Genomic DNA, 14,309 nt, shown 5'->3' with positions numbered 1-14,309 from the left:
TGCACCATGAGCACTTTTACCACCCCTGTTGTTACTTCCATGCAGATCATTCCGGTTGCCGGCCATGACAGCATGCTGATGAACCTGAGCGGCGCACATGCGCCGTTTTTCACCCGCAATATTGTCATTATTAAAGATAACGCCGGGCATACCGGCGTGGGGGAAATCCCGGGCGGTGAGAAGATCCGCAAAACGCTTGAAGATGCCATCCCGCTGGTGGTGGGAAAAACGCTGGGCGAATATAAAAACGTCTTAAATACCGTGCGGAATACCTTTGCCGATCGCGATGCGGGTGGCCGTGGGCTGCAAACGTTTGATCTGCGCACCACCATCCACGTGGTGACCGGCATCGAAGCCGCCATGCTGGATCTGTTAGGTCAACACCTGGGGGTTAACGTTGCTTCCCTGCTGGGTGAGGGGCAGCAACGCAGCGAAGTGGAGATGTTGGGCTATCTGTTCTTTGTTGGCGACCGCAACCTGACGCCGTTGCCATACCAGAGCCAGCCGGACGAGCAATGTGACTGGTACCGACTCCGCCACGATGAAGCGATGACGCCGGATGCTGTGGTGCGCCTGGCGGAGGCCGCGTACGAAAAATATGGTTTTAATGATTTCAAACTGAAGGGCGGCGTGCTGGCCGGGGAACAAGAGGCCGAAGCTATCTCAGCCCTGACTAAACGATTCCCGCAGGCGCGCGTCACGCTGGATCCGAACGGGGCCTGGTCGCTTGATGAAGCGATCGCCATCGGCAAGCAGCTGAAAGGCGTGCTGGCCTACGCGGAGGATCCGTGCGGGGCAGAACAAGGTTTCTCTGGCCGTGAAGTGATGGCGGAGTTCCGCCGCGCCACCGGTTTACCTACCGCGACCAACATGATCGCCACCGACTGGCGTCAGATGGGGCACACCTTGTCCTTGCAGTCTGTCGATATTCCGCTGGCGGACCCGCATTTCTGGACGATGCAGGGCTCGGTACGCGTGGCGCAGATGTGCCATGAGTTCGGTCTGACCTGGGGCTCGCACTCCAATAATCACTTTGATATCTCGCTGGCGATGTTCACCCACGTGGCCGCTGCCGCGCCGGGCACGATCACCGCGATCGACACCCACTGGATCTGGCAGGAAGGCAATCAGCGTCTGACGAAAGCGCCATTTGAAATCAAAGGGGGGATGGTGCAGGTCCCGTCCACACCGGGTCTGGGCGTGGAGCTGGATATGGATCAGGTGATGAAAGCTCACGAGCTGTACCAGAAACATGGGCTGGGTGCGCGCGATGACGCGATGGCGATGCAGTATCTGATCCCAGAGTGGACATTCGACAATAAACGTCCGTGCATGGTACGATAAACGCATTGGGACCGCTCCCATGAGCGGTTCTTTACGTGGTGTATGCTTAACGTAACGACTATGCGTAAGGATGGCTTATGAAAATTGTTATCGCACCGGACTCGTATAAGGAAAGTTTGAGTGCGCTTGAGGTTGCGACAGCGATAGAGCAGGGTTTTCGCGAGATCTTTCCTGAGGCGGTTTACGTCAAACTGCCGGTCGCGGACGGCGGTGAAGGCACCGTCGAAGCGATGATCGCGGCAACGCAGGGACGCATTGTGCATGTTCCGGTGACCGGCCCTCTGGGCCATCGCGTGGAAGGGTTTTACGGGATATCCGGCGACGAGAAGAGCGCCTTTATCGAAATGGCGGCGGCCAGTGGTCTTGAGCTGGTTGCACCTTCGCAGCGCGATCCTCTGAAAACGACCTCCTGGGGCACGGGTGAACTTATCCGTCACGCGCTGGATGCGGGCGTTAAGCATATCATCATCGGCATCGGTGGCAGCGCCACCAATGATGGCGGTGCAGGAATGGTGCAGGCGCTGGGGGCCAGGCTGCTGGACGACCGTGAACAGCCGCTGGGGCAGGGCGGAGGCGAGCTGGGCAAACTTGCCCGTATCGACCTGAGCGGGCTGGACAAGCGTCTGGCCGAGTGCCGCATAGAAGTGGCCTGCGATGTGACGAATCCGCTTACCGGTAAGCTGGGCGCATCAGCGGTTTTTGGCCCGCAAAAGGGGGCCACACCCGAGATGATCATCACTCTGGACAACGCGCTTGCGCACTATGCGCGGGTCATTGCCCGGGATCTTGATATGGATGTGCTCAACCTGGCGGGCGGCGGCGCGGCAGGTGGAATGGGGGCGGCGCTGTACGCCTTCTGCGGTGCGCAGCTGCGCCAGGGCATTGAGATCGTCACCGATGCGCTACATCTGGCTGACCAGATTGCCGATGCGGATTTGGTGATAACGGGTGAAGGTCGCATCGACAGCCAGACGATCCACGGCAAAGTGCCGGTTGGGGTGGCGAAGGTAGCCAAACGCTTCAACAAGCCGGTTATCGGGATTGCAGGCAGTCTGACGGCGGACGTTGGCGTCGTGCACGATCACGGCATCGATGCGGTGTTTAGCGTGATTTACACCATCTGCTCGCTGGAAGATGCGCTGGAAAATGCCAGCGAGAACGTCAGGATGGCCGCAAGAAATATCGCGGCGGTACTGAAACTCGGGTAAGGGATGTAGTTCTCCCTCTCCCGGTGGGAGAGGGGGGAGGGTGTAGGCCCGGTAAGCGTCGCGCCACCGGGCATTTACCTCAGTTTCCTAACACCTTCATCGCTTCCCGCGTCACGTTATCCATCTCATCCAGCAGTTCAAGGAACTCCGGTTCCAGTTCAGATTCTGGTGTCCCTGCGCGTAGCTGCTGCTCCAGCAACTGGCAGAGGTTTTTCAGGCGGGGCACGCCGCTGTAACCACAGCTACCGTGCAGCTTGTGGATAGCCTGCAGCAGCTCCTCCGGGTTTTCGCCCACCAGCTGTTCTTCTACCTTATTGCGAATTTCCGGCAGAAACGCGACCAGCATCTGTAGCATCTCGCGGGCTAAATCGGGTTTCCCCGCCGCCTGGCGTAACGCAAGCTGCCAGTCAAAGGTGGCGTTCTGATTCACGCTAATCTCAACTGGTTCTGCTGATAAGGTATACGTGCCGCCGATATGCCCCGGCTTATAGCGCAGCAGCAGGTTATGCAGTTTCTCTTCGTCGATAGGTTTCGCCAGATAATCATTCATTCCGGCGCCGAGCAGCTTCTCTTTCTGCCCGGCCATCGCATGCGCGGTCACGGCAATGACCGGCGTTTGCTGCTGGTGAGGTAGCTGGCGGATAAGCTCGCAGGCGCGAATGCCATCCATACCCGGCATTTGAATATCCATAAGAATCAAATCGAACTGCATCTGTTTGGCCAGTTCAACCGCCTCAGCACCGCTGGCGCAGAGCTCAACATGCTGAACCTGATCCTCAAGCAGCACGCCAATCAGCTTCAGGTTTGCCGGATTATCATCTACCGCCATCACGCTCATCGGCAGCCTCTGCTCGTCATTAACCAGCGCCACGGCATGCTCATTCAGGCGGCAGTAGGCCGTCAGAGCAGGCAACAAGCGTGTGGCGGTGAGCGGTTTAAGCAGACAGGCGGCCGCCCCGTCGTTTTTCAACTCTTCGGCATTGATTTGCGCATGGCACGGCAGCGCCAGCAGCAGGTAGTCGGTCATTGATGCGGCTTTCGCCAGCCGTTCCTGCTGCATGGTGAGCTCCCCGGTAAAGGTGACCGGGATCCCCATCAGCAGGATGTCGTAATGCTCAACGGTAAGCGCAGAGAAGGTCGGGCTGTAGACCACCTCCAGCGGCGTGGTGCTTAAGATGTCCAGCGTGCACTGGGCAGCGGCGGCGTTCGGCTCCACGTAAGCGAGGCGCTTGCCTTTCAGGCAATCCGTCACCGGGCCGTCCGTCAGCACGTTCGGGTTGAGATCCAGGTTGATATGGAACCAGAACGTCGACCCCCGGTTTGGCTGGCTGTGGAAAGAGATATCGCCGCCCATCTCTTTAACCAGTTTTTGCGTGATAACCAGCCCCAGGCCCGTACCACCGTGACGCCGTGAAATACTCGCATCCGCCTGACGAAACGCCTGGAACAGACGGGATTGATCCCGTTCGGGAATGCCAATGCCGGTATCGCGGATCTGAACTTCAATCTGTACTTTGTTATTACTGATGGCACGTTTTTCCACCAGAATGTCGATGTTGCCGCTTTCGGTAAATTTGATGGCATTACCGACAAGATTGGTAATGACCTGCTGCAGGCGCAGCGGATCGCCGATGACGTTATCCGGCACGTCGTTTTTAATGTTCAGCGTCAGCTCAAGCCCTTTGTCGTGCGACGAGTGCGCCAGCAGCGTAACCACCTCATCAAGCGTACTGCGCAGCGGGAACGGAATGCTCTCCAGAATCAGCTTTCCCGCTTCCAGCTTGGAGAAGTCCAGCACGTCATTGATGATTGCCAGCAGATTGTTGGCCGAACGTTCAATGGTGTGCAGGTGATCGCGCTGGGTGGGGTTGAGCTCGCTCTTCAGGGTCAGGCGGGTAAAGCCAATCACGCCATTGAGCGGCGTACGCAGCTCGTGTGACATATTGGCAAGGAACTCCGATTTAATGCGGGCAGCCTCCTGGGCACGCTTTTTCGCCAGATCCAGCTCGACGTTCTGGATCTCCATCTGCTCCAGCGTTTCGCGCAGATCCGAAGTAGCCTGATCCACGTTATGCTGCATCTCTTCGTGATAGGCCGCCAGCGACATCGCCATCGAGTTGATGCCGTTTTTCAGCATGTCCAGTTCGCCCAGCATAAACCCTTCCACGCGGCTATCGAGCTGGCCACGGCGAATGCGGTCAACGGTGTTGACCATATTGCGGATGGGCCCGGTCACATCGCGCATCAGTCGCCAGCCAAAGATAAGCGCAATGCCGATACAGAACAGCATCATCACGCCGGAGATAAAAATCTCTTTGTACTGCTGCAGTCGCACCGACTTGAGGTCCAGCTCCAGCGCCACATATCCGAGCATATTGCTACTGGACTTGGCGTCGGATTGCGCGGACTCATCCGGCGAATAACTTTCCGAAATTATCGGCGTGCGCAGGATCATAATATCGCCCCGCCGCATCACCGTGAGATGGCGCGGGAAGGGCGAACCGTCAGGAATTTTTAACGCTGCCGGATCAAGATGAAAATTAGAGGTGACGAACAGCCGGTTATGCTCGTCATAGACGGAGATCGCACGCACAATATCCGAGTGGCGGCGATGCAACACACTGATTAACTGACCAATCGATTCGCGGTTTTGCAGGTTCATCCCGTATTCGCTGGACACGGCCAGGGGTTCGATGATGCTGGCTCCGGCATCTTCCAGCTGTCGCTGCAGGTCGTTATAGCGGTGCACAACGAAGAAGATGCTCAGCAGCAAACCGATGAGAACGGTGGGGGCGAGGATCAAAATCATCATGCGCGCGCGCAGGCTGTAGTTGGTCATGGCGTTCCGTTATGGGACAATTAAGATAATTATGTATATTTGAGAAAATTCCCGGCGATGGCGCAATTCTACTCTGCAAAGCGACGCGTGACGACGCGTCAGATCATCACTGTCGAAGCCACGGACCTTGACCCTTTTGGTCAGGGCGTCGCGCATCACAATGGTAAGACACTGTTTATAACAGGTTTGCTGCCCACAGAACGAGCAGAAATTACGCTGACGGAAGATAAACGCCAGTACGCACGCGGGAAGGTGAAGCGCCGTCTGACCACCAGCCCGGAGCGCACAGAGCCACGCTGCCCGCATTTTGGCGTCTGCGGAGGCTGCCAGCAACAACATGCCAGCGTAGTTTTACAGCAAAAAAGTAAGAGTAATGCCCTGGCACGCCTGCTCAGGCATGACGTTGACGACATCATTGCCGACCAGCCCTGGGGCTATCGTCGTCGCGCGCGGCTGAGCCTTAGCTATCAGCCCAAAAACGAGCGGCTGGAGATGGGGTTTCGCAAAGCGGGCTCCAGCGATATCGTCGATATCAGGCAGTGCCCCATTTTGGTGCCCCGTCTTGAGGCATTGCTCCCGGACGTGCACGCATGCCTGTCCGGGCTGGACAGTGTTCGCCACCTCGGGCATGTGGAACTGGTCCTGGCAAACAATGGTCCGCTGATGGTGCTGCGCCATACCGCGCCGCTGTCCAAAAAAGACCGCGAAAAACTGGAACGCTTTTCGCATTCCCACGAGCTGGCGCTTTTTCTCGCCCCACAAAGCGAGATACTGGAGCAGGTTACAGGTGACGCGCCCTGGTATGCGTCAAACGGACTACGCTTAACGTTCAGTCCGCGGGATTTCATCCAGGTTAATGACGGCGTCAATCAGCAGATGATCGAAACCGCGCTGACGTGGCTGGATGTCCAGCCGACCGACCGCGTGCTTGATCTCTTCTGCGGCATGGGCAATTTCACGCTGCCGCTGGCCCGTAAAGCGGCGAGTGTTGTGGGGGTAGAAGGCGTCGACGCGCTGGTGGCGAAAGGCCAGGAGAATGCGCAACAGAACGGCTTGCAAAATGTGACATTCTTTCATCAAAATCTGGAGGAAGATGTCACGCAGCAGCCCTGGGCAAAACAGGGCTTTGACAAAATCCTGCTCGACCCGGCACGGGCAGGCGCACCGGGCGTGATGCAGCATATAATTAAACTCGCCCCGAAACGCGTGGTCTACGTTTCCTGTAACCCGGCAACGCTTGCCCGGGATAGCGAGGCATTACTCAGCGCGGGTTACCAGATTCAGCGTCTGGCAATGCTGGACATGTTCCCGCACACTGGGCATCTGGAATCAATGGTGTTGTTCGAGCACATCTAATTAGTTTGGCTTGTCGACTTCGACAGGCCCTGGTCCCTAAAGGAGAGGACGATGGTTGCGGTAAGAAGTGCACATCTTAATAAAGCTGGTGAGTTTGACCCTCAAAAATGGATCGCAAGTCTGGGAATTTCCAGCCAGCAGTCGTGTGAACGCTTAACCGAAACCTGGGCCTATTGTCAGCGCACCACGCTGGGGCATCCGGACGCCGAGCTGCTGCTGTGGCGCGGCGTGGAGATGGTCGAAATCTTATCCATGCTTAATATGGATATCGAAACACTGCAGGCCGCGCTTCTGTTCCCGCTTGCCGATGCGGACGTCGTCACGGAAGACGTGCTGCGTGAAAGCGTCGGAAAATCGGTCGTGGCGCTGATCCACGGTGTCCGCGATATGGCGGCCATTCGTCAGCTCAAAGCCGCACACACCGATTCCGTCTCCTCTGAACAGGTCGATAACGTTCGCCGGATGCTGCTGGCCATGGTGGATGATTTCCGCTGCGTGGTGATCAAGCTTGCCGAGCGTATCGCCCACCTGCGTGAAGTGAAGGACGCGCCGGAAGATGAGCGCGTACTCGCCGCCAAAGAGTGTACAAACATTTATGCGCCGCTGGCGAACCGCTTAGGCATTGGTCAGCTCAAATGGGAGCTGGAAGACTACTGCTTCCGTTATCTGCACCCGGCGGAATATAAGCGCATTGCGAAACTGCTGCATGAACGCCGTATCGACCGCGAACACTATATTGAAGAATTTGTCAGCGGGTTGCGCCAGTCGATGAAGGAAGAGAACGTCCGTGCCGAAGTGTACGGTCGGCCAAAGCATATCTACAGCATCTGGCGCAAAATGCAGAAGAAACACCTCGCCTTTGACGAGCTGTTCGACGTGCGTGCCGTGCGTATTGTGGCGGAGCGTCTGCAGGACTGCTACGCCGCACTGGGGATCGTGCACACGCACTTCCGCCATCTGCCGGATGAGTTCGATGACTATGTCGCCAACCCGAAACCTAACGGCTACCAGTCTATTCATACCGTGGTGCTGGGCCCCGGCGGTAAAACGGTTGAAATTCAGATCCGTACCAAACAGATGCACGAAGACGCCGAGCTGGGTGTCGCCGCGCACTGGAAATACAAAGAGGGCACCTCGGGCGGAGCGCGCACCGGTCACGAAGACCGCATTGCCTGGCTGCGTAAGCTGATTGCGTGGCAGGAAGAGATGGCCGACTCCGGCGAGATGCTCGACGAAGTGCGCAGCCAGGTCTTCGACGACCGGGTGTACGTCTTTACGCCTAAAGGGGACGTTGTCGACCTGCCTGCCGGGTCAACGCCGCTCGACTTTGCCTATCACATCCACAGCGATGTCGGGCACCGCTGCATTGGTGCGAAAATCGGCGGGCGCATTGTGCCGTTCACCTACCAGCTGCAAATGGGCGATCAGATTGAAATCATCACCCAGAAGCAGCCAAACCCGAGCCGTGACTGGCTGAACCCGAACCTGGGGTATGTCACCACCAGCCGCGGACGCTCCAAAATTCACGCCTGGTTCCGTAAACAGGATCGTGACAAGAACATCCTTGCCGGTCGTCAGATCCTGGATGACGAGCTGGAGCATATAGGCATCAGCCTGAAAGAGGCGGAGAAGTTCCTGCTGCCGCGTTACAACTTTAATGAGCTCGATGAGCTGTTAGCGGCCATTGGCGGCGGCGATATTCGTCTCAACCAGATGGTGAATTTCCTGCAGGCGCAGTTCAACAAGCCAAGTGCGGCAGAGCAGGATGCGGCGGCGCTGAAACAGCTGCAGCAGAAAACCTACGCCCCGCAGCAGCGCAGCAAAGACAATGGCCGCGTGGTGGTGGAAGGCGTCGGCAATCTGATGCACCACATCGCCCGCTGCTGCCAGCCTATCCCGGGGGACGACATCGTCGGCTTTATCACCCAGGGGCGTGGGATTTCGATTCACCGCTCAGACTGTGACCAGCTTGCTGAGCTGCAGTCGCATGCGCCGGAACGCATCGTTGAAGCCGTCTGGGGTGAAAGCTACTCTGCCGGCTACTCGCTGGTGGTGCGCGTCACCGCCAACGACCGCAGCGGTCTGCTGCGCGACATTACGACCATTCTTGCCAATGAGAAGGTCAACGTGCTGGGCGTTGCCAGCCGCAGCGATACCCGCGAGCAGCTTGCCACCATCGATATGACCATCGAAATCTACAACCTGCAGGTGCTGGGCCGCGTGCTTGGCAAACTGAACCAGGTCCCGGATGTGATTGACGCGCGTCGTCTCCACGGCGGTTAAACATCCTCTTCTGTAAGCCGGGTAAGGCAACGCCGCCACCCGGCATTTTTTCATCAGGACAGTACTATGACTCAAATCGACCGCCTGCTCGGCATCATGAAACGCCTGCGCGACCCGGAAAACGGCTGCCCGTGGGATAAAGAGCAGACTTTCGCGACTATCGCCCCGTACACCCTCGAAGAGACCTATGAAGTACTGGACGCCATTTCACGTGAGGACTTTGACGACCTGCGCGGCGAACTCGGTGACCTGCTGTTCCAGGTGGTGTTCTATGCGCAGATGGCGCAGGAAGAGGGGCGCTTTAATTTTGACGATATCTGCGCCGCCATTAGCGACAAGCTTGAGCGCCGCCATCCGCATATCTTTGGCGATGCTACGGCGGGCAACAGCGCGGAAGTGCTGGCGCGCTGGGAGCAGATTAAAAGCGCCGAGAGGGCTGAAAAATCCCAACACTCCGCGCTGGATGACATTCCGCTGAGTCTGCCCGCCCTGATGCGTGCCCATAAGATCCAGAAACGCTGCTCGGCAGTAGGGTTTGACTGGCACTCGCTTGGCCCGGTACTGGACAAAGTCCATGAAGAAATCGACGAAGTGATGCACGAAGCGCAGCAGGCCGTGGTGGATGAAGCAAAGCTTGAAGAAGAGATGGGCGATTTGCTGTTTGCCACCGTCAACCTTTCGCGCCACCTGGGTGTAAAAGCGGAAACGGCCCTGCAAAAAGCCAACCTTAAGTTCGAACGACGCTTTCGCGAAGTCGAGCGCATTGTGGCCTCGCGCGGCCTGGAAATGACCGGAATTGACCTCGATGTGATGGAAGAAGTCTGGCAGGAAGTAAAACGCCAGGAATCTGATCTCTAACGGAATTTTGCGATCAAGCGCAATTTGTGTGATTTTTTAAATGACAAGCGCTTGATTTGCGTCAAAAACATTTACCCAAAAGGGGCTATTTTCTCACTCCTTATGTTTGTCATGGCCTGGAATGGAGACGGAGAATGAAAGTTTGTGGCGCTCGCCGTGTTCGGGTATACTACTTTCCCGTCCTGGTTATTCCATCGTTTCACCCTAACTTCTCAGGTTCAGCATGACAACGAACTATATTTTTGTGACCGGCGGGGTCGTATCCTCTCTGGGTAAAGGCATTGCCGCAGCCTCCCTCGCAGCCATTCTTGAAGCCCGTGGCCTCAATGTGACCATGATGAAACTGGATCCGTACATCAACGTCGATCCTGGCACCATGAGCCCAATCCAACACGGGGAAGTGTTCGTTACTGAAGACGGCGCTGAAACCGATCTGGATCTTGGCCACTACGAGCGTTTCATTCGCACCAAAATGACCCGTCGGAACAACTTCACGACTGGCCGTATCTACTCCGACGTTCTGCGTAAAGAGCGCCGTGGTGATTATCTGGGTGCAACCGTACAGGTTATCCCGCACATCACTAACGCTATCAAAGAACGCATCATTGCGGGTGGCGAAGGCCACGACGTGGTGCTGGTTGAAATCGGCGGTACCGTAGGTGATATCGAATCCCTGCCGTTCCTGGAAGCGATTCGCCAGCTGGCGGTTGATATCGGTCGTGAACACGCGCTGTTCATGCACCTGACGCTGGTGCCTTACATGGCAGCCGCAGGTGAAGTGAAAACCAAACCGACTCAGCACTCCGTGAAAGAGCTGCTCTCCATCGGTATTCAGCCTGACATTCTGGTTTGCCGCTCCGATCGCGCGGTTCCGGCGAACGAACGTGCGAAAATTGCATTGTTCTGTAACGTGCCTGAAAAAGCCGTTATTTCAATGAAAGATGTCGATTCCATTTATAAAATCCCGGGCCTGTTGAAATCACAGGGCCTGGACGATTATATTTGTAAACGATTCAGCTTGAACTGTCCGGAAGCTAACCTGTCTGAATGGGAACAGGTTATTTATGAAGAAGCCAATCCGGCTGGTGAAGTGACTATCGGTATGGTCGGCAAGTACATCGAACTGCCGGATGCCTATAAGTCCGTTATCGAAGCGCTGAAACACGGTGGTCTGAAGAACCGCGTCTCCGTGAACATCAAGCTGATTGATTCGCAGGATGTTGAAACACGTGGCGTCGAAATTCTGAAAGATCTGGATGCGATTCTCATCCCTGGCGGCTTCGGCTACCGTGGTGTAGAAGGCAAGATCGCCACTGCACGCTATGCGCGTGAAAACAATATTCCATACCTCGGCATCTGCCTGGGTATGCAGGTTGCGCTAATCGAATTTGCGCGCAACGTAGCGGGAATGGAAAACGCGAACTCTACGGAATTTGTGCCAGACTGTAAGTACCCTGTAGTGGCGCTTATCACTGAATGGCGCGACGAAGACGGTAACGTCGAAGTCCGTACCGAGAAGAGCGATCTGGGTGGCACTATGCGTCTTGGCGCACAGGCCTGCCAGCTGTCTGACGATAGCGTGGTTCGTAAGCTGTATGGCGAACCGGTCATCACCGAGCGTCATCGTCACCGCTATGAAGTCAACAACATGTTGTTGAAACAAATTGAAGCTGCGGGTCTGCGTGTTGCGGGCCGCTCCGGGGATGATCAGTTAGTCGAGATCATCGAAGTGCCAAACCACCCGTGGTTTGTCGCCTGCCAATTCCACCCGGAATTTACTTCAACGCCACGTGACGGGCATCCGCTGTTTGCAGGTTTCGTGAAAGCCGCCAGCGAGTATCAGAAGCGTCAGGCGAAGTAAAAAAGTTAGAACGGCAACGCGTACCCCCGGTACGCGTTGTTTGTCTGGAGTTTTAGTTTAACTTGTACTGAGGAAAATCTAATGTCCAAAATCGTTAAAGTCATCGGTCGTGAAATCATCGACTCCCGTGGTAACCCGACCGTTGAAGCCGAAGTTCATCTGGAAGGTGGTTTCGTCGGTATGGCAGCTGCTCCATCAGGTGCTTCTACTGGTTCCCGCGAAGCGCTGGAACTGCGCGATGGCGACAAATCCCGTTTCATGGGCAAAGGCGTACTGAAAGCTGTTGGCGCTGTAAACGGTCCTATTGCTCAGGCAATCATTGGCAAAGACGCTAAAGACCAGGCTGGCATCGACAAGATCATGATCGATCTGGACGGTACTGAAAACAAATCTAACTTCGGTGCGAACGCAATCCTGGCGGTTTCCCTGGCGAACGCCAAAGCCGCTGCGGCAGCGAAAGGTATGCCACTGTTCGAGCACATCGCTGAACTGAACGGCACCCCAGGCAAATACTCCATGCCTGTACCAATGATGAACATCATCAACGGTGGTGAGCACGCAGACAACAACGTTGATATTCAGGAATTCATGATTCAGCCAGTTGGCGCGAAAACCCTGAAAGAAGCAGTACGTATGGGTTCTGAAGTGTTCCACAACCTGGCTAAAGTTCTGAAAGCAAAAGGTATGAACACGGCTGTGGGTGACGAAGGTGGCTACGCGCCAAACCTGGGTTCTAACGCAGAAGCACTGGCTGTTATCGCTGAAGCAGTAAAAGCCGCTGGCTATGAGCTGGGCAAAGACATCACTCTGGCGATGGACTGCGCAGCATCTGAATTCTACAAAGACGGTAAATACGTTCTGGCTGGCGAAGGCAACAAAGCGTTCACCTCTGAAGAGTTCACTCACTTCCTGGAAGACCTGACCAAACAGTACCCAATCGTTTCTATCGAAGACGGTCTGGACGAGTCTGACTGGGATGGTTTCGCATACCAGACTAAAGTACTGGGCGACAAAATCCAGCTGGTTGGTGACGATCTGTTCGTAACCAACACCAAGATCCTGAAAGAAGGCATCGAGAAAGGCATCGTTAACTCCATCCTGATCAAATTCAACCAGATCGGTTCTCTGACCGAAACTCTGGCTGCGATCAAAATGGCGAAAGACGCTGGCTACACCGCTGTTATCTCTCACCGTTCTGGCGAAACTGAAGACGCTACCATCGCTGACCTGGCTGTTGGTACCGCTGCTGGCCAGATCAAAACCGGTTCTATGAGCCGTTCTGACCGTGTTGCTAAATACAACCAGCTGATTCGTATCGAAGAAGCGCTGGGCGAAAAAGCACCTTACAACGGTCGTAAAGAGATCAAAGGCCAGGCATAATTGCTTAAGCCTTAAAATGAAAATGCCAGTCGAAAGACTGGCATTTTTTTTGGTTATTTGAAATCAACCGCCATTTGCTCCGGGATGCTCAATCCCCGGGTAGTTTGTACGCAGCGGGCAATATAGTCCGTAAAACGCGGCGGTTTAGGCATGCCCATACTGAGCAGCTTGTCGTTGCTGAAACGTACATTCAGTGTGGCAAAGGCCCCGTACAAGCGCATTGCTCTCAGCATCAGCCGTTCGTTGCAGGGGCCAAAAATATCCTTCAGCTCACGTCGCATTCTGACCAGCGTTTCGTAGCTTACCTGGGCATACTTATCACCGACCGGGGCTTTCTCCAGCGCCTGTGCCATCGCATTATCAATATCCGCAAAGCGCACGCTGTTCTCTTCTCCGGCAGAAATATGTACCACTTCTCCCGGCTGCGCAGCGCTGTTAAGCAGCATCAGCAACGCATCGGCGCAGTAATCCACCGGGACGACATCTATTTTGTCTTCCATTGAGCACATGAATTTTTGCAGCATTAGCCCCATGCTGAAGACCCAGAAAATACTGCTCGACGGCGTACAGCCATGACGGGTATGGCCGACCACGATGGACGGACGGGCGATGAGCAGCGGCAGGTTGGGGCAGTGCTGGCGCATCAGTTGTTCAATGGTGGATTTCGAATATGTGTATTCCACCAGATGCTCGGCGTTCTCTCTGAACTCCGCGCTTTCGGCGACCAGCGAATCCTGCTCCGGCGTGCACGACATGGCTGTTCCCACATGCAGAAAGCGCTGTAAACCGGCAACCTGGTTCATGCGTCTGGCGAGCGCCAGCGTCCCCTCCACATTTACTTTCCAGATCAGCGGATTGTTACCAAATGACGCGACGGCCGCGCAGTTAAGAACATGCGTCACCTGTTCCAGACGCGGGTCGTTCAGGAACCCCTCCGGCTGGCTGAGATCGCCGATAAGGATATTCTCCTCACTCAACGCGGCCAGCGTCTCCTCTGAAACCTTGAATTTACGCATGTTGTCCCGCACGCGTTCCAGCCCTTGTTGCGGGTCACTGGCGCGCGCAAGCAGCAGTAATTTTACTGAACTATTGCTGGTCAGTATTTTTTCAAGTACTGCACCGCCCAGAAAACCAGTCACGCCTGTAATAAATAACATATTAATCCATACCGTCTCATAAT

9 protein-coding genes are annotated in these 14,309 nt (G+C 55.7%); 7 read left to right on the top strand and 2 right to left on the bottom strand.

Features of this window, described 5'->3' with window-relative positions:
• The first annotated feature begins 6 nt into the window (after positions 1 to 6).
• Together gudD and ACQG2G_RS17295 are read left to right on the top strand one after the other, a co-directional pair.
• Entirely contained in the window at positions 7 to 1,344 is a 1,338-nt protein-coding gene (gudD, locus tag ACQG2G_RS17300) for a glucarate dehydratase (protein ID WP_061771907.1), read from the top strand.
• Positions 1,345 to 1,421: 77 nt separating this feature from the next.
• Positions 1,422 to 2,552, top strand: a complete 1,131-nt coding sequence (locus ACQG2G_RS17295) for a glycerate kinase (protein WP_061771908.1) — start codon at positions 1,422 to 1,424, stop codon at positions 2,550 to 2,552.
• Between the two features lie 79 nt (positions 2,553 to 2,631).
• Here ACQG2G_RS17295 and barA read toward each other — a convergent pair whose 3' ends face one another.
• Positions 2,632 to 5,391, bottom strand: coding sequence for a two-component sensor histidine kinase BarA (barA, locus tag ACQG2G_RS17290; RefSeq protein WP_061771909.1), 2,760 nt, complete (start codon positions 5,389 to 5,391; stop codon positions 2,632 to 2,634).
• Positions 5,392 to 5,448: 57 nt separating this feature from the next.
• Between barA and rlmD the strand changes: the two genes are divergently transcribed.
• From rlmD to eno, 5 genes are all read left to right on the top strand, one after another.
• Positions 5,449 to 6,747 (top strand): 23S rRNA (uracil(1939)-C(5))-methyltransferase RlmD, encoded by a 1,299-nt coding sequence (gene rlmD, locus ACQG2G_RS17285; RefSeq protein ID WP_013098519.1) that lies wholly within the window; start codon positions 5,449 to 5,451, stop codon positions 6,745 to 6,747.
• A gap of 51 nt (positions 6,748 to 6,798) precedes the next feature.
• Entirely contained in the window at positions 6,799 to 9,030 is a 2,232-nt protein-coding gene (gene relA, locus ACQG2G_RS17280) for a GTP diphosphokinase (protein WP_013098518.1), read from the top strand.
• 66 nt (positions 9,031 to 9,096) lie between these two features.
• Positions 9,097 to 9,888: a nucleoside triphosphate pyrophosphohydrolase gene (gene mazG, locus ACQG2G_RS17275; RefSeq protein WP_029883908.1), complete on the top strand. Its 792-nt coding sequence runs from the start codon at positions 9,097 to 9,099 to the stop codon at positions 9,886 to 9,888.
• A 223-nt stretch (positions 9,889 to 10,111) separates the two neighbouring features.
• On the top strand, positions 10,112 to 11,749 hold the full coding sequence (gene pyrG, locus ACQG2G_RS17270) for a glutamine hydrolyzing CTP synthase (protein ID WP_013098516.1): 1,638 nt from the start codon (positions 10,112 to 10,114) through the stop codon (positions 11,747 to 11,749).
• An 81-nt stretch (positions 11,750 to 11,830) separates the two neighbouring features.
• Positions 11,831 to 13,129, top strand: coding sequence for a phosphopyruvate hydratase (gene eno, locus ACQG2G_RS17265; protein ID WP_013098515.1), 1,299 nt, complete (start codon positions 11,831 to 11,833; stop codon positions 13,127 to 13,129).
• A gap of 53 nt (positions 13,130 to 13,182) precedes the next feature.
• Here the strand turns inward: eno and ACQG2G_RS17260 are convergent, their stop codons facing one another.
• Positions 13,183 to 14,292 (bottom strand): SDR family oxidoreductase, encoded by a 1,110-nt coding sequence (locus tag ACQG2G_RS17260; protein ID WP_048971732.1) that lies wholly within the window; start codon positions 14,290 to 14,292, stop codon positions 13,183 to 13,185.
• Between the last annotated feature and the right edge of the window lie 17 nt (positions 14,293 to 14,309).

The sequence above is a fragment of the Enterobacter cloacae complex sp. 382A5 genome (assembly GCF_050031095.1).
GTDB classification, from domain to species: domain Bacteria; phylum Pseudomonadota; class Gammaproteobacteria; order Enterobacterales; family Enterobacteriaceae; genus Enterobacter; species Enterobacter cloacae.
The sequence above is the reverse complement of the archived record's forward strand: the minus strand, read 5'-3'. Positions and strand labels throughout refer to the sequence as shown.